Source organism: Micrococcus sp. HSID17227, assembly GCF_003989405.1.
GTDB lineage: Bacteria > Actinomycetota > Actinomycetes > Actinomycetales > Micrococcaceae > Micrococcus > Micrococcus luteus.
This window is the reverse complement of the sequence record NZ_RBLN01000026.1, coordinates 1-16726: the sequence shown is the minus strand read 5'-3', so window position 1 is coordinate 16726 and position 16726 is coordinate 1. Positions and strand designations below refer to the sequence as shown.

Annotated in this window: 12 protein-coding genes and 1 tRNA gene; 2 read left to right on the top strand and 11 right to left on the bottom strand. The window is 72.7% G+C overall.

The window, feature by feature from the left end:
* The coding region (locus D8M29_RS03020) for a 5'-3' exonuclease H3TH domain-containing protein (RefSeq protein WP_305034211.1) at positions 1-1200 on the bottom strand (1200 nt) is incomplete at its 3' end.
* A gap of 67 nt (positions 1201-1267) precedes the next feature.
* Here D8M29_RS03020 and D8M29_RS03015 point away from each other — a divergent pair.
* Positions 1268-1786, top strand: coding sequence for a PaaI family thioesterase (locus D8M29_RS03015; protein WP_127435055.1), 519 nt, complete (start codon positions 1268-1270; stop codon positions 1784-1786).
* Positions 1787-1817: 31 nt separating this feature from the next.
* Here D8M29_RS03015 and D8M29_RS03010 read toward each other — a convergent pair whose 3' ends face one another.
* The 7 genes from D8M29_RS03010 to D8M29_RS02980 all read right to left on the bottom strand — a co-directional run bounded on the left by D8M29_RS03010 (position 1818) and on the right by D8M29_RS02980 (position 8083).
* Positions 1818-2195, bottom strand: a complete 378-nt coding sequence (locus tag D8M29_RS03010; RefSeq protein ID WP_041102700.1) for a monovalent cation/H(+) antiporter subunit G — start codon at positions 2193-2195, stop codon at positions 1818-1820.
* 13 nt (positions 2196-2208) lie between these two features.
* Positions 2209-2493 carry a monovalent cation/H+ antiporter complex subunit F gene (locus D8M29_RS03005; RefSeq protein WP_127435056.1) on the bottom strand — a complete coding sequence of 95 codons (285 nt, stop codon included), beginning with the start codon at positions 2491-2493 and terminating at the stop codon, positions 2209-2211.
* Positions 2490-2924, bottom strand: coding sequence for a Na+/H+ antiporter subunit E (locus D8M29_RS03000; RefSeq protein WP_010078748.1), 435 nt, complete (start codon positions 2922-2924; stop codon positions 2490-2492). The genes D8M29_RS03005 and D8M29_RS03000 overlap by 4 nt, the downstream gene beginning before the upstream one ends.
* Positions 2925-2962: 38 nt before the next feature.
* Positions 2963-4633 carry a monovalent cation/H+ antiporter subunit D family protein gene (locus tag D8M29_RS02995; protein ID WP_010078749.1) on the bottom strand — a complete coding sequence of 557 codons (1671 nt, stop codon included), beginning with the start codon at positions 4631-4633 and terminating at the stop codon, positions 2963-2965.
* Entirely contained in the window at positions 4630-5061 is a 432-nt protein-coding gene (locus D8M29_RS02990; RefSeq protein WP_010078750.1) for a cation:proton antiporter subunit C, read from the bottom strand. Before D8M29_RS02990 ends, D8M29_RS02995 begins: the two co-directional genes overlap by 4 nt.
* Positions 5058-7931, bottom strand: coding sequence for a DUF4040 family protein (locus D8M29_RS02985; RefSeq protein ID WP_044658966.1), 2874 nt, complete (start codon positions 7929-7931; stop codon positions 5058-5060). Before D8M29_RS02985 ends, D8M29_RS02990 begins: the two co-directional genes overlap by 4 nt.
* A gap of 70 nt (positions 7932-8001) precedes the next feature.
* A tRNA-Leu gene (locus D8M29_RS02980) sits at positions 8002-8083 on the bottom strand.
* A 177-nt stretch (positions 8084-8260) separates the two neighbouring features.
* On the opposite strand from D8M29_RS02980, the gene D8M29_RS02975 reads away from it, so the two are divergent.
* The gene (locus D8M29_RS02975) at positions 8261-8857 is read left to right on the top strand and encodes an ANTAR domain-containing response regulator (RefSeq protein WP_010078752.1); all 597 of its coding nucleotides are present in this window, start codon (positions 8261-8263) and stop codon (positions 8855-8857) included.
* A gap of 18 nt (positions 8858-8875) precedes the next feature.
* Here D8M29_RS02975 and pyk read toward each other — a convergent pair whose 3' ends face one another.
* The 3 genes from pyk to gltB form a co-directional block, all read right to left on the bottom strand.
* A complete protein-coding gene (pyk, locus tag D8M29_RS02970) occupies positions 8876-10363 on the bottom strand; it encodes a pyruvate kinase (protein WP_010078753.1) in 1488 nt (495 codons plus the stop codon).
* 76 nt (positions 10364-10439) lie between these two features.
* Positions 10440-11900: a glutamate synthase subunit beta gene (locus tag D8M29_RS02965; RefSeq protein WP_049147616.1), complete on the bottom strand. Its 1461-nt coding sequence runs from the start codon at positions 11898-11900 to the stop codon at positions 10440-10442.
* Positions 11893-16545 (bottom strand): glutamate synthase large subunit, encoded by a 4653-nt coding sequence (gltB, locus tag D8M29_RS02960; protein ID WP_049147614.1) that lies wholly within the window; start codon positions 16543-16545, stop codon positions 11893-11895. Before gltB ends, D8M29_RS02965 begins: the two co-directional genes overlap by 8 nt.
* Between the last annotated feature and the right edge of the window lie 181 nt (positions 16546-16726).

Genomic DNA, 16726 nt, shown 5'->3' with positions numbered 1-16726 from the left:
GCCCTCGCCCAGGGCCTCGCGCACGGCGGCCACCAGCGCCGGGTCCGGGGCGTCGCCGTCGAGGGTGACGTGCAGGCCCGCGTGCTCGCCCACCAGCGCGACGCCGACGGGCGTGCCGAACGTGCCGGGCACGGGCACCTTGCGGCGGGGCAGCAGGGCCGGGCCCTCGACGTCCACGTGGACGCCGAGCAGGTTGCCGGCCTCGGCGGCGAGGAAGGATCGCACGTCCTCGGCCGTCGTCGCCTCGGTGAACTCCGGGGCGGCCTCGACCTCGGGGGGCGGCGCGTCCTCGCCCACCCGCTCGCCGAACACCTCGAACACGCGCTCCCGGATGCGGTTGAACTGCAGCGCGTCGAACAGCTCCTCCACGGGCTCGCGCTCGGGCATCTCGAGCCGCATCGCCTCGAGCCCGATCGGCAGGTCGAGGTCGCGCACGAGGGCGTTGAGGCGGCGGTTGCGGCGCACGTCCTCGAGATGCTCGCGCAGCGCCTCCCCCTTCTTGCCCGTGATCTCGTGCGCGTGTGCGAGCACGCCGTCGAGGTCCCCGTACTGCTTCAGCCATTTCGCGGCGAACCCGGGACCGACGCCGGGGACGCCGGGCAGGTTGTCCGCGGCCTCGCCGACGAGGGCCGCGAGCTCGGGGTACTGGGCGGGGGCGACCCCGTACTTGGCCATGACGGCGTCCGCGTCCATCGGCGGGATGTCGGAGACGCCCTTCTTGGGGTAGAGCACGGTGGTGCGCTCGGAGATGAGCTGGAACGCGTCCCTGTCACCGGAGACGACGACGGCCTCCCACCCCGCCTCCTCGGCGCGCGCGGACAGCGTGGCCACGATGTCGTCGGCCTCGTAGCCCTCCAGCGTGAGCGTGGGGATGCCCAGGGCCTCCATGACCTTCACGGTCAGCTCGATCTGGCCCGCGAACTCCGCGGGCGTCTCGGAGCGGCCCGCCTTGTACTCACCGTACTCCTCGGAGCGGAACGTGGGCCCGGAGAGGTCGAACGCCACGGCCACGTGCGTGGGCCGCTGCTGCCGGATCATGGTCAGGAGCATGGCGGTGAAGCCGTACACGGCGTTCGTGTTCTGGCCCGTGTCCGTGGCGAAGTTCTCGGCGGGCAGCGCGTAGAACGCGCGGAACGCCATCGAGTGTCCGTCCAGGACCAGCAGCCGCTGCGGGGCCTCTGGGGTCGGATCTGCCGCCATGGGTGCTCACGTCTCCTCTCGGCGCGCGGCGCGGGGCGCGCCGGTCGCGTGTGCCAGCCTAGTGCTCATGAGTGAGCACACCGAGACCACCCCCGCCGCCTCCGAGCGCGTGTACCGCCCCGGCGTCACCCCCGAGCTGAGCCCCGCCGAGCTGGAGGCGGCCTGCGCCGAGGCCGGTCTGACGCCCGAGCTTGTCACCGCCCTCGGCGGCGCGGCGATCAGCCCCCTCGCCCAGAAGATGGGTCTGCGCTTCCTCGAGCTCACGGCCGAGCGCGCCGTCGCCACGCTGCCCGTGGCGGGCAACGAGCAGCCCGTCGGGCTGCTGCACGGCGGCGCCCACCTCGTCCTCGCCGAGTCCCTGGGCTCGATGGCCGCGAAGATCCACGCCGGGCCGGACCGCAACGTCGTCGGGGTCGAGATCAGCGCCACGCACCACCGGGCCGTCCGCTCGGGCCTCGTGACCGGCACCGCGACCGCCGTCCACCTGGGCGGCACCCTCGTCACCCATGAGGTGGTGATGACGGACGAGCAGGGCCGGCGGCTCTCGACCGTGCGCATGACGAACATGCTCCTCGACGCGCGCTGAGGCACGCCGCCCGGGCGGGCCGGCCCGTGCCTCAGTCCATGTCCGGAAGGCGCGGGGCCGCTCGGCCACCCTCGCGGCCGGGGGTATCCTCGGCGAGCTCGTCGTAGTGCCCCGGATTCATGGGCACCCCAGTGAGGTAGGCCGAGCGGCCCAGGGCCATGGTGGCCACCGAGGCCGAGCCCAGCTGCAGCACCAGGATCAGGGCCACCTTCACGAACGCGGCCACCCCCGGGGCCAGTAGCAGGGCGCCCACCACGATCAGGATCATCCCGACGCCGCCGGCGGTGCCCACGGCGGAGACGCGGGTGTAGGGGTCGGGGAACCGGATCAGACCGAGTCCCGCGGTGACGAACGCAAGGGCTCCGATCACCACGAGCACGGAGCCGGCGGCGGTCAGGACGACGTCCACGGGTGCGACCTCCTCAACGCTCGCCGCGCGTGAGCGCGCGGGCCAGGGACATGCCGGACAGGAAGGCCACGACCGCGGCGATCAGGACCAAGTCGAACGTCCACGGGTTGTCCGCCCGGACGCCGAACAGCACGAGCATCCCGAGCACGCTGAACGTGAGCAGGTCGCCCGAGACCGCGCGGTCCGCGTCGAGCGGGCCCACCACGATCCGGTACGCGGACACGAGCGCCGACACGGTCAGCAGCGCGATGGCCAGGTCGATCCCCACCAGGGACCAGTCGTAGGCGAAGGGCATCATGCCACCCCCGTCTTCCGCATCGCGTGGAGCATGCGCGCCTCCATGTCGTGGATCTCCGCGCGCAGGGCGTCGGCGTCGTCAGCGTACAGGCCGTGCACGTAGAGCAGGCGCCGCGCGTCCGGGTCACCGTCCTCGTCACCGACGGCGCCGGCACGCCGGGTGCCCAGCGTCAACGTGCCGGGCGTCAGGGTGATCAGCGCCGAGAGCAGGGTGACCTCGGCGTCCGTGCGGCAGTTGCTGCGCACGCGGGCGATGCCCGAGCGCGCCTGGACGCCGGGGGTGACGAGGTCCTTGATGACCGCCTTCGAAGAGGTCACCAGGGCCCACGCGTACCAGCACCAGAACACGAGCCACCGCCAAGGCCAGGACACGGCGGAGGCCGTGCCGGGCGCCAGGTCGACGGTCCCGTCGGCGGGGGCGACGGTGTGCATGGGGGCGTCTCCTTCCGGAGGCTGCGGGAGTGCGGTGCTCATGGGTTGAGCACCGCCTCGATGTACCTGCTGGGGTCCATCAGGCCCTGAGCCGCGAGGTCGGTGACGGTCCACAGGGCCTGACCGCCGAGCCCGAGGGCGAGGGTGGCCATAGCTAGGACGACGGCGGGGGCGGCCAGCCGGCCTGGGATGCGGGAGCGCGTGACGTCCTCGTCCGGATCCACGGTCACCGGCAGCACGCCCGTGGGCGGATCGAGGGTTTCCTGCGAGGCCCACGACTCGGTGCGCTCGTGGTCGGTGCTCGAGCCGCGGCCAGAGGGCGACGGCACGGAGCCCGCCCGGCCCACGATGGGCATGGCCGCGGTGGCCAGGCGCTCGCGGTGCCCGTGTGGGGCCGTCGGAGCGCCCCAGAACCAGGCGTCCCACACCCGCAGCAGAGCCCACAGGCTCACCAGGGAGGCGCCCAGCACCAGCGCAGCGGTGACACCGCGGCCGGCGTCCAGGCCGGCGCTGACGAGCATGAGCTTGCCCACGAACCCGGAGAAGGGCGGGATGCCGACCAGGGAGAGCAGGCCCACGAAGAAGGCGACGGCGATCAGCGGCTCGCGCCGGGCCAGGCCCTGCAGGTCCGCGAGACGGCCGGTGCCGTAGCGCACCTCGATCGCGCCGGCCGCCATCAGGAGGCAGCCCATCGCCACCATGTGGTGCACGAGGTAGAACAGGCCCGCCGCGAGACCCAGGCGCGTGGAGAGCCCGAGTCCGACGAGGATGCCGCCGATGCCGCTCACCATCTGCCACGACAACACGGCGCGCACACCGTGCTCACCGACCGAGGCGAGCGCACCCACCACGAGGGTGGCGAGGGACAGGACCAGGATGAGCGGCAGCAGACGCGCATCGCCGTCGTACATGACGGAGTAGATCCGGTAGAGCCCGTACACGGCGACCTTGGTGTGCAGGGCGGCGAAGAGGGCCGTCACCGCCGGGGAGGTCGAGGAGTACGCCCAGGCCAGCCAGCCGTGCAGCGGGGCCACCGAGGCCTTAATGGACAGTGCGAACAGCACCATGCCCGCGGCGATCGCGATGCGTGGGTCCGCCGCGGCGGACCCGGCGAGCATCGCGAGGTTCACCGAGCCGGTCAGCCCGTAGACGAAGCCGACGCCGACCAGAAGGATCGTGGAGGTTAGCAGGTTGAGGGTGACGTACAGCCGCGCCCCGTCCACTCGGCGCAGGGGCTCACGGCGGTTGGCGGAGAGGACGTAGAGGCCGTAGCTGGGCACCAACATGACCTCGATGAACACGAACAGGTTGAACAGGTCCGCCGTCAGCAGGGCGCCGTTGACTCCGCCGATGAGGATCAGGAGCAGCGGGGCGAAGAACTGGGAGTTAGCGACGCGGGAGCCGTAGGCGAACGCCGCGCCCACGATCGTGAGGGCGCTCGTGAGCACGAGCATCAGGGCGGACAGCATGTCCGCTGCGAAGCCGATCCCGATGCCCCCGGGCCAGCCGCCCAGCGAGGTGGCGAGCACGGACCCGTCGAGGGCGTGGACGCCCAGGGCCAGCCCGCCGGTGGTGACGAGTCCGAGCACCGCGAACAGGACTGCCCGGTGGAGGCGGGGACGCTCCCCCGCCAGCACGAGCAGACCGGCGGACAGCAGCGGGACGGCGGCGAAGAGGGGCAGCAGCTGGCCCAGCGGGACGGCGCTCATCGACGCACCTCCGGGCCCTGGCCGGCGTAGTGCTGCGCGATCCGGCCGGCCGCGGCGTGCCGCTCCTCGCGCGGGAAGCGTGCGTCGGCGGCGGCCTGCTCCAGGGAGTCGCGGGTCTCCCCCGGCGAGGCCACCGCGTCGTCCGCGCGCCCGGTGACGGCCAGCGCGAGCAGCAGCACGGTGATCGCGAAGGCGATCACGATAGCGGTCAGGACGAAGGCCTGCGGCAGGGCATCGGCCTGCACCTCGACGTCTGAGGTCCCCGCGAAGGGCAGCCCGCGGCGGTCGGTGCCGCCCGCGGCGATGATGGCCAGGTTGGCGGCGTGGCCCAGCAGGACCATGCCGAGGATCACGCGCAGCAGCTCGCGCTTGGAGAACAGGTAGAACGCGCCGAAGGTCAGAAGTCCCACGGTAAGGGCGACGGTCATCGGGTGACCTCCTCTCGTGCAGTCGTGGTGGTCGGGGCCGAGGGATCGGAGGACGGGGCCGCCGGCGCGACGCCGGGGTCACGGCTCGAGGCGCGGAGCGGGTCCTCACCCGGCCGCTCGGGGCCGAGCAGGGAGAACGCGGCCACGATCAGGCCGATCACGGCCAGGTACACGCCCATGTCGAACGCGAGCGTGGTGGAGAGCCCGTAGTCCAGGACCTTCACTCCCGCGGCTCCGAGGAAGCCCTTGCCGGTGAGGTAACCGACGATCCCCGTCGCGGTGCCGACGGCGATGCCCGAGCCGATGAAGGCCAGGTACGGCCACCGCAACTCTGGGGCCGTGTCCGAGTCGGCGGCCAGGTAGAGCAGGGCGTAGCCGGCACCGGCGACCAGTGCGGCGATGAAGCCGCCGCCGGGCTCGTAGTGCCCGCGCAGCAGCAGGAACGCGGACAGCAGGATGATCAGCACGCCGAAGACACGGCCGAACACCCGGATGTGGACGAGGTTCTCGCGCACGTGGGCGAGTGGGGAGCGCATGTCCACGGCGGAGGGCTGTGGAGGCGTCGGCCGACGGTTGAGCAACAGGGCCGCGATGGTCAGCGCCGTCGCCCCGAGCACGGTCATCTCGCCCCACGTGTCCACGGCGCGGAAGTCCACGAGGATCACGTTCACCACGTTGGTCCCCCCAGCCTGGGCATAGCTCTGGGTCAGGTAGAAGTGGGCGATCTCCGACATGCTGGAGCGGCCGGTGAACGCGAGCACGCCCAGGGTCGCGGCGACGCCGGCGACGGAGGCGGCGAGGACCGCCTGCATCCTGCGCGGGGTCGGCTCGTCGCTGAAGCGGGCGGGCAGGCGGCGCAGCAGCAGCACCATGACGCACACCGTGAGCACCTCGACCATCAGCTGGGTCAGGGCCACGTCCACGGCGCCGAGGGTGAGGAACCACAGGGTCATGCCGAACCCTACGACGCCGACCACCACCATGGCGGCGATGCGCGTCTTGGCGCGGATGGTGGCGATCACGCCGGCACCCACCAGGACGACCAGCACCCAGTCGTGCCAGCGCGAGGGCTGGCCGACGACGGCGGGCAAATCCTCGATCGTGGCGACACCGGCCACGGCGAGGAGCCCCAGGACCAGGGCGGGGATGAGGAGGTGGGGGCGGGGAGCCAGGGTGCCGGAGGCGCGCGAGACGACCGCGCCGACGCCGATCAGCCGGTGCCGAACCTCGTCCACCGCATCCAGGGCGGAGAACGGCAGGGCGGCGTGGGAGGCCACGCGCTCCACCGGGCGGCGCAAGGCCACCAGCAGCAGACCGAGCACGATGATGGCGGCGGAGACGAGCAGGGCCGTGTTCACGCCGTGCCACAGCGCCAGGTGCGCGTGCACCTCCGCGCCGGAGGCGGCCTCGGCCGCGTAGGAGACGGGGGTGTCCAGCACACCGGGCAGCAGGCCCAGGGCCACGCCCGCGGCCGCGGCCAGCACGGGCACGCCCCAGAAGGTGGCAGGAGCCTCGTGGACCTCGTCCTCCCGGCCGGTCGGCCACGAATGGGCGGCCCCGTCCGGGCTTGGACCCCAGAGGCCCAGGGCGCCGAGCACGAGACGGCCGGAGTAGGCCACGGTGAACACGGAGGTCAGGGCGATGCCGGCGGTGACGAGGACGGGGAGCCATGCGGGACCGGGGGTCCCGAGAGCGGCCTCGACCAGGCCCTCCTTGGAGATGAAGCCGAACAGCGGCGGGATGCCCGCCATCGACAGGGCGGCGACGGCGATCGCCGTGCCGGTGACCGGCATGCGCACGTGGCGGGCCGCGAGCTCTCGCAGGTCGCGGGTGCCGGCCTCGTGGTCGACCACGCCGATCAGCATGAACAGCGCCGACTTGAACAGCGCGTGCGCCACGGTGTGCACGATCGCCGCGGTAAGCGCGACGGGGGTGCCGATGCCGATGGCGGTCACCAGCAGGCCCAACTGGCTCATCGTGGAGTAGGCCAGCAGACCCTTGAGGTCGTGGCGACGGATCGCGGAGACGGCGCCCAGCAGGGCCGTGATGAGGCCCGAGCCGATCAACAGCGCGGACCACACCGGGTTCCCGGCCAGGACCGGGCTGAACACCAGCAGCAGGAAGATGCCGGCCTTGACCATCGCCGCGGCGTGCAGGTAGGCGGAGACCGGGGAGATGGCCACCATGGAGTCCGGCAGCCACGCCTGGAACGGGAACTGGGCGGACTTGGTGAACGCGGCCACCGCCAGCAGGACGGCGACCGTGGTGGTGAAGCCCGCCTCGGACCACACGTCCGAGGCCAACACCCCGGACAGCGAGGCAGTGCCGGTCCGCACGGCCATGAGGGCGACGGCGGCCAGCAGCGCGAGGCCGCCGCCCACGGTCACGAGCAGGGTCCGGATCGCGGGGTCGCGGGCATGGTCCCCCGAGCGCCCGATGAGGAAGAAGGAGGTGAAGGAGGTGAACTCCCACGCGACGAAGAGGACCACGATGTTGTCGGCGAGCACCAGCAGCAGCATCGACGCCGCGAACGCGGTCATCAGCAGGTAGAAGGAGCCGGGTCGGCTCTCCGTGCGGTCCCGACTGAGGTACCGGCTGGAGTAGGCGAGGATCGCGGCGCCGATGACGAGGACGATCATGGCGAACACCAGGGCCAGGCCGTTCAGCCGGAGGTCGAGGTCCACCCCGACCGCGGGGATCCACGGATGGTGCTCCGTCCGGACGTCGCCCGTCCACGCCGCGATCAGCACGCCGGCCGCGGCCAGCAGGGGTGCGGCCAGGACCCAGCCCGCGTCCCTGCCCAGCGCCCGGGAGGCCGGGACGGCCGCCACCACCGAGAGGAGGGTCAGCAGGAGGCTGGTCAGGAGCACAGGACACCACTCATCTCGGGTCGATCGGTCACGGACACGGCGCCCACGGCGGGTGGCCGCGCGCCGACGGTGCCCGAAGTGGGACTCGAACCCACACGCCTCTCGGCACCGCATTTTGAGTGCGGCGTGTCTACCGATTCCACCATTCGGGCAGTGCCGCCCGGAGGCGGGACTCGATCACCCTATCAGCGCCCCGACCCGGCGTCCCCGGCCTTCCGGCGGGGGGGTCACCGCCGCCGCGCCCGCGCCGCACTCATCGCGCACGGTAGCCTGGTGGACCACCAGCGGCGCCGCACCGACGCCGTCCCGGCCCGCGCGAAGGAGCTGCCGTGTCCACGCTGACGCCTCCCGAGGAGACCGGCCTGCGGGCCGTCGTCGCCGAGGACGAGACCCTCATCCGCCTCGACCTGGTGGAGGTGCTCACCGGGGCGGGCTACCGGGTGGTCGCCGAGGCCGGCGACGGCCGCGCCGCCGTCGAGGCCGTGCGCGAGCACCGCCCGGACATCGTGGTGATGGACGTGAAGATGCCCGTGATGGACGGCATCGCGGCTGCGGGCGAGATCGCCGGGGAACGGCTCGCCCCCGTGGTCATGCTGACCGCCTTCAGCCAGCGCGAGCTGGTGGAGCGCGCCCGGACCGCCGGGGCCATGGCCTACGTGGTCAAGCCCTTCACCGAGGCCGACCTGGTCCCCGCCATCGAACTGGCCGTGGCCCGCTTCGACGAGCTGCGCAGCCTCGAGGCCGAGGTGCGGGACCTGGGCGACCGCCTGGAGACCCGCAAGATCGTGGACCGGGCCAAGGCGCTGCTCCAGGAGCGGATGCGCCTGACCGAGGCCGAGTCCTTCCGCTGGATCCAGAAGACCTCCATGGACCGGCGCCTGACCATGCGGGAGGTCGCGCAGGCCGTCATCGACCAGGTCGGCTGAGCGGCGCCCGCGCGCTCGTCAGAGCGGGGAGCGGGCCGGCCAGAAGCCGACCGGCTCGCGCGTCTGCGGCGAGGCGGCGGACGAGCCGCCCGCGGCGTCGTCGCCCACGCGGTGCACGCGCAGCGTGTTCGTGGAGCCCACGGCCCCGGGAGGGGACCCGGCGGCGATGACCACGAGGTCGCCGTGCTGGGCGATGCCCTCCGATGTGAGCGACTGCTCCACCTGGAGGGTCATCTTGTCCGTGGAGTCCTGGAACGGGACCATCTTCGGGTAGACGCCCCAGGTCAGGCACAGGATGTTGTGCGTGTGCTCGTGGTGGGTGAACGCGTAGATCGGCTGACGCGGCCGCAGGCGGCTGAGCCGACGGGCCGAGTCGCCGGACTCGGTGAACGTGGCGAGGAACGGGATCTCGAGCTGGTTCGCGACCTCGACGGCGGCCCGGGTGATCGCGCCGCCGCGCGTGCGGGGACGCGAGCCGAGCGGGTGGATGAGCTCGAGGCCGTGGGTCTCGGTGGACTCGATGATCCGGGCCATCGTCTGGACCGTCTCGACCGGATACGCGCCCACCGAGGTCTCGCCCGAGAGCATGACGGCGTCCGCGCCGTCGAGCACGGCGTTGGCGCAGTCCGAGGCCTCGGCGCGCGTCGGGCGCGGGCTGTCGATCATCGACTCGAGCACCTGCGTGGCCACGATGACCGGCTTCGCCCAGCGGCGGGCGAGGTCCACTGCGCGCTTCTGCACCACGGGCACGTCCTCGAGCGGCAGCTCCACGCCGAGGTCGCCGCGGGCCACCATGATGGCGTCGAACGCGTCCACGATGGCCTCGAGGTTCTCCACCGCCTGGGGCTTCTCGATCTTGGCGATGACCGGGACCCGGCGCTCCTCCTCGTCCATGATCTCGTGCACCCGGTCCACGTCCGCGGCGTCCCGCACGAAGGACAGCGCCACCATGTCCACGCCGGTGCGCAGCGCCCAGCGCAGGTCCCGCTCGTCCTTCTCGGACAGGGCCGGCACGTTCACCGCCACGCCGGGCAGGTTGATCCCCTTGTTGTCCGAGACCATGCCCGGCACCTCGACCTCGGCCAGCACGTCCGTGTCCGTGACCTCGACGGCGCGCAGGCGCACCTTGCCGTCGTCCACCAGGAGCACGTCACCGGGGGCGACGTCCCCGGGCAGCCCCTTGTGGGTGGTGCCGACCAGCTCGCGGGTCCCGGGCACGTCCCGGGTGGTGATGGTGATCCGATCGCCCCTCTCGAGCAGATGCGGGCCGTCGGTGAAGCGGCCGAGGCGGATCTTGGGGCCCTGGAGGTCCGCGAAGATCGCGACCGGGCGCCGCTCCTCCACGCTCAGCCGACGCACCCGCTCGTAGGACGTCTCATGCACCGCGTGGTCGCCGTGGCTCATGTTGAGGCGGACGACGTCCGCCCCCGCGCGGATGATGGCGCGGGTGGTCTCGTCGGAGTCGGTGGCGGGCCCAAAGGTGGCGATGATCTTCGCGTGTCGCATGCGACCCACGATAGGGGGCGGGCCCGCCCTCGGTGGAGGGCGGGCCCGCGTGGCGTCGGAAGATGAGACGGAGGACTCAGCCGAGGACGAGGCCGCGGTCGTCCGGGTCCACGGGGTGCGGCAGTCGGGACCAGCGCTCGAGCGACTCGTCGACCTCCTGCGCGCACGCACGCCCCTCGGCGATGGCCCAGACCACCAGGGAGGCGCCGCGCCCGGCGTCGCCGCACGCGAACACGCCCGGCTCGTCGGTCTCGTACCCGTCCTTCCGGGCCACGAGCCCGCGTGTCACGTGCACGCCGAGCTGCTGCGTGAGCAGCCCCTCCTCGATGCCGGTGAAGCCCAGCGCCAGCAGCACCAGGTCCGCCTGGACCTCGCGCTCGGTGCCCGCCTTGGGCCCGCGCGTGCCGTCCTCGCGGTACTCGGTCTCCGCCACGCGCAGGGCGCGCACGCGGCCGTGCTCGTCGCCGAGGAACTCGACCGTGGAGGCAAGGTGCGCGCGGGCGCCGCCCTCGGCGTCGGCCGTGGTCTGCTGGTGGACCTTGGGGATCGTGGGCCACGGCTGGTGGACGGGGCGCTCGACCGGCAGCTGCTGGCCGATCGCCAGCGTCGTCACGGACGCCGCCCCCTGGCGGTGCGCGGTGCCGATGCAGTCCGCGCCCGTGTCGCCGCCGCCGAGGATCACCACGTGGCGCCCCTCGGCGGAGATCTGGTCCGGGACCTCGTCGCCGGCGACCGCGCGGTTGGACTGCACGAGGTAGTCCATGGCGAGGTGGATCCCGTCGAGGCCGCGGCCGGGGACGGGCAGCTCGCGGGCCACGGGGGCGCCGGTCGCCACGATCACGGCGTCGAAGCGGGCCTTGAGCTGGTCCCAGGGCAGGTCGACGCCGATCTCCACGCCGGTGCGGAACCGGGTGCCCTCGGCCTCCATCTGCGCCAGGCGCCGGTCCAGGACGTCCTTCTCCAGCTTGAAGTCCGGGATGCCCAGCCGCAGCAGGCCGCCGAGGCGCTCGTCGCGCTCGTAGACCACCACGGTGAAGCCGGCGCGGGTGAGCTGCTGCGCCGCGGCCAGTCCCGCCGGGCCCGAGCCGACGACGGCCACGGTGTGGCCGTTCAGGCGGGCCGGCACGACCGGCTCGAGCCAGTCGTTGTCGAAGATCTGCTCCGCGATCGCCACCTCGGTCTGCTTGATGGTGACCGCGGGCTGGTTGATGCCCAGGGTGCAGGAGTCCTCGCACGGGGCGGGGCAGATCCGCCCGGTGACCTCGGGGAAGTTGTTGGTCGAGTGCAGTCGCGCGGCGGCCTCGGCCCAGCGTCCCCGCCGGACCAGGTCGTTCCACTCCGGGATGAGGTTGCCCAGCGGGCACCCGGAGTGGCAGAACGGGATGCCGCAGTCCATGCACCGGCCGGCCTGGGTGCGCACGATCGCCTCGTCCTGGCGGACGTACACGTCCTTGAAGTCCATGATGCGCACCGGCACCGGACGCGTGGGGCGCTCGACGCGCTCCCGGTTCTTCAGGAATCCGCGCGGATCAGCCACGGGTCACCTCCAGCAGTCGGTCCCAGACGGCCTCCCCGTCCGGGTCGAGTCCCTCGGCCGTCGCGGCCTGACGGGTGCGCAGCACGAGGTCGTACTGCCGGGGCAGGACGGTCGTGAAGCGGTCCCACGCGGCGTCGGCGGCGTCCCCGCCGGCCCGCAGGTCGGCGAGCAGCGCGGCGGCGACGGCGGAGCCCGTCTCCGCGCGGTGCAGCTCCAGCAGCTCGGCGATCCGCAGCCGGTCCTGCGCGGACGGCGCCTCGAGGATCAGGGCGTCCTCGCGGACGGCGAGTGGGTTCAGGTCCTCCCGGTCCAGGTCCAGCACCCAGGCCCGCCCGCCGGACATGCCGGCGGCGAGGTTGCGGCCGGTCTCGCCGAGGATCAGCGCCTCACCGCCGGTCATGTACTCCAGGCCGTGGTCGCCGATGCCCTCGGCCACCGCGGTGGCGCCGGAGTTGCGCACGAGGAACCGCTCCCCCACGCGGCCGCGCAGGAACAGCTGGCCCGAGGTGGCGCCGTAGCCGATCACGTTGCCGGCCACGGTGTTCTCCTCGGCCACGAACGGGGCCTCGGCGTCGGGGCGGACGATCACGCGTCCCCCCGACAGGCCCTTGCCGACGTAGTCGTTGGCGTCGCCCGAGAGCCGCAGGGTGACGCCGGCGGGCAGGAAGGCGCCGAGGGACTGGCCGGCCTCGCCCGTCAGGCGCACGGTGATCGTGTCGTCGTCCAGCTCGTCGGCGAGCCGCGTGCTCGTGACGTGGTAGCCCAGCAGCGTGCCCACGGACCGGTCCGTGTTCACGACGGCCTCGTCCATCACGACGGGCGTGCCCGTCGTGAGCGTGTCCCCCAGCCGGGCGATGAACCGGTGGTCGATGTGGGAGGCGAGGTCGTGGTCCTGCTCGGTGGTGCGGCGCATGGGCGCGTCCTCGTGGCCCGGACGCCGGCCGACGGAGGGGTCCGCGAGGATGCCCGAGAGGTCCAGGCCCTCGGACTTCCAGTGGTGCAGGGCCGCGTCCACGTCGAGCAGCTCGCGGTGGCCGATCGCCTCGTCGAGCGTGCGGAAGCCCAGCTGCGAGAGCAGCTCGCGGACCTCCTGCGCGATGAACTCGAAGAAGTTGACGACGAACTCGGGCTTGCCCGTGAAGCGCGCGCGCAGCTCGGGGTTCTGGGTGGCCACGCCCACGGGGCACGTGTCCAGGTGGCACACGCGCATCATGATGCAGCCGGAGACCACGAGCGGGGCGGTCGCGAAGCCGAACTCCTCGGCCCCGAGCAGTGCGGCGATCACGACGTCCCGGCCGGTCTTGAGCTGCCCGTCCACCTGGACGGTGACGCGCTCGCGCAGGCCGTTGAGCATGAGCGTCTGCTGCGCCTCGGCCAGGCCGATCTCCCACGGGGTGCCCGCGTGCTTGAGGGAGTTCAGCGGGGAGGCGCCCGTTCCGCCGTCGTGGCCGGAGATGAGCACGACGTCGGCGCGCGCCTTGGCGACGCCCGCGGCCACCGTGCCCACGCCGGACTCGGAGACGAGCTTGACGTGGACCCGCGCGGTCGGGTTGGCCCGCTTGAGGTCGTGGATCAGCTGCGCCAGGTCCTCGATCGAGTAGATGTCGTGGTGCGGCGGCGGCGACACCAGGGAGACGCCCGGGGTCGAGTGCCGCGTGCGGGCGACCCACGGGTACACCTTGGTCCCCATCAGCTGGCCGCCCTCGCCGGGTTTGGCGCCCTGGGCCATCTTGATCTGCAGGTCGGTCGCGGTGGCCAGGTACAGGCTGGTGACGCCGAACCGGCCCGAGGCGATCTGCTTGATCTTCGAGCGGCGCTCCGGGTCCAGCAGGCGCTCGGGGTCCTCGCCGCCCTCGCCCGAGTTCGAGCGGGCGCCGAGGCGGTTCATGGCGATCGCGAGGGTCTCGTGCGCCTCCTGCGAGATGGAGCCGTAGGACATCGCGCCGGTGGAGAAGCGGCGCACGATCGACTCGACGGGCTCCACCTCGGAGACGGGCACCGGCGGCCGCTCGCCCGTACGCAGGCGCATGAGCCCGCGCAGGGTCATGAGCTCCTCCGCCTGGTCGTCCACGCGACGCGTGTAGTCCTTGAAGACGTCGTAGCGCCGCTCCCGCGTGGAGTGCTGGAGGCGGAACACGGTCTCGGGGTTGAACAGGTGCGGCGCGCCCTCGCGCCGCCACTGGTACTCGCCGCCCACCTCGAGCTCGCGGTACGGGTTGATGTCGTTGCCGTCCGGCGGATACGCGAACTCGTGGCGCGCCTGGATCTCGGCGGCGACGACGTCGATGCCCACGCCGTCGAGCGGGCTCGTGGTGCCCACGAAGTAGCGGTCCACGAAGCGCCGGGACAGGCCGAGCGCCTCGAACGTCTGGGCGCCGGTGTAGGAGGCGACCGTGGAGATGCCCATTTTGGACATGATCTTCTGGACGCCCTTGCCGAGCGCCTTGATCAGGTTCGCCACGGCCTGCTCGGCGGTGACGCCCGAGACCTCCCCCGTGCGCACGAGCTCCTCGGCGGACTCCATGGCCAGGTACGGGTTGACCGCGGAGGCCCCGTAGCCGAGCAGGACGGCCACATGGTGGACCTCGCGCACGTCGCCCGCCTCGACGATCAGCGAGCTCTTGGTGCGGTTGGCCGAGGCCAGCAGGTGGTGGTGCACGGCGGAGGTCAGCAGCAGGGACGGGATCGGCGCCCACTGGGCGGTGGCGCCGCGGTCGGACAGCACCACGTACTCCACGCCGCGGTTGACGGCGGCCGAGACCTGCTCGCAGATCGCCTTCAGCTGGGCGCGGAGCTCCTCGACGCCTCCGGCCACCCGGTACACGCCGTTCACCTTGAGGGTCAGGCGGGTGCCGTCGGCGTCGCGCAGGTGCTGGATGCGGGCCAGCTGGTCGTTGTCGATCACGGGGAACGGGACGTCGACCTGGCGGGTGCGCACCTGCTCGAGGGAGAGCACGTTGCCCTGCGGGCCGATCGCGGTGCGCATCGAGGTCACCTGCTCCTCGCGGATCGCGTCGAGCGGCGGGTTCGTCACCTGGGCGAAGGACTGCACGAAGTAGTCGAAGAGCAGCCGGGGCCGCTTGGCGAGGACGGCGATGGGCGTGTCCGTGCCCATCGCACCGAGCGGCTCGGCGCCCGTCTGGGCCATCGGCCCGACGAGGATGCGCAGCTCCTCCGAGGTGTACCCGAAGATGCGCTGACGCTGCAGGATCGACTCGGAGGTGTGGCGGACGTGCTCGCGCTCGGGGAGCGACTCCAGGTCCAGGAGGTTCTGGCGCACCCAGTCCTCCCACGGCTGGGCGGAGGCGACCTCGGCCTTGATCTCGTCGTCGCCGATGATCCGGCCCTGCTCGGTGTCCACGAGGAACATGCGCCCCGGGGCCACGCGCCCCTTGCGCACCACCGCCGAGGGCTCGATCGGCACGACGCCGACCTCGGAGGCCAGGACGACGAGGCCGTCGTCGGTGACCCACCAGCGGGCGGGGCGCAGGCCGTTGCGGTCCAGCACGGCGCCCACCTGGGTGCCGTCGGAGAAGGCGACGGCGGCCGGTCCGTCCCAGGGCTCCATGAGCATGGAGTGGTACTGGTAGAAGGCGCGGCGGGCCGGGTCCATGGTCGCGTGGTTCTCCCACGCCTCCGGGATCATCATCATGATCGCCTGGGTGAGCGGGCGCCCGGAGAGCATGAGCAGCTCCGCGACCTCGTCGAAGGAGGCCGAGTCCGAGCCGATGGGGCTGATCAGCGGGAACAGGTCCTCGGGGACCTCGCCGAGCATCGGGTGCTTGAGCTGGCCCTGACGGGCGCGCATCCAGTTGCGGTTGCCCTTGACCGTGTTGATCTCGCCGTTGTGCGCGATGGTGCGGAACGGCTGGGCCAGCGGCCACGAGGGGAACGTGTTGGTGGAGAACCGCGAGTGGACCACGCCCAGCCGGGTGGTGAACCGCTCGTCGGAGAGGTCCGGGTAGAACGGCTCCAGCTGGGCCGTCGTCAGCATGCCCTTGTAGACGATCGTCTGGGACGAGAGCGAGGGGAAATAGACGCCGGCGCGGGACTGGGCGCGGCGGCGCACCCGCCACGCCCGCACGTCCAGCGACTGCCCCGGCTCGGTGCCGTCCTGACCGTCCGCCAGGGACAGGAACAGCTGCTCGAACGCGGGCATGGCCGCCCGGGAGCCGACGCCCAGGGCCGAGGGGTCGGTGGGCACCTCGCGCCACGCCAGGACCTGCAGCCCCTCCTCCTCGGCCAGCCGCTCGACGGCCTCCTTCGCCTCGGCGCGCTCGCCGTCGACGGGCGGCAGGAAGGCGGTGCCGGCGACGTACTCGCCCACGGGGGGCAGCTCGGCGTCGACGACGGCACGGAACAGCTCGTCGGGGATCTGGGTCAGCAGGCCGGCGCCGTCGCCGGTGCCCTCGTCGGCGCCCACCGCCCCGCGGTGCTCGAGCGCGCGCAGGGCGGTCAGCGCGTGCTGGACGATGTCGTGGCCCGGGGTGCCCCGCAGGGTGGCGATGACGGCGAGGCCGCAGTTCTCGGTCTCCCGGGACGGGTCGTAGAGGCCCTGGGCGGCGGGGACGTCCGCATAGCGGACGAAGGGATCCACCGGTCCCCCCGCGCGGGGGGCCGAGGCGGGCGAGGATGCCACGGGCATGGTGCCGTCCTTTCCGGAGAGCAGGGGCTCGGACGGGGACGGCGCTGGCCCCGACGCTCGGGGCCGACGGCCCCGAGGTGGAAGAGACGCTACCGGGCGCGACGTCCCACTGTGCGGAACCGGACGTTCTGTGACACGCCGAATGTCCACCATGTGGGACACCGGGGCCCCGGGCGCCCCA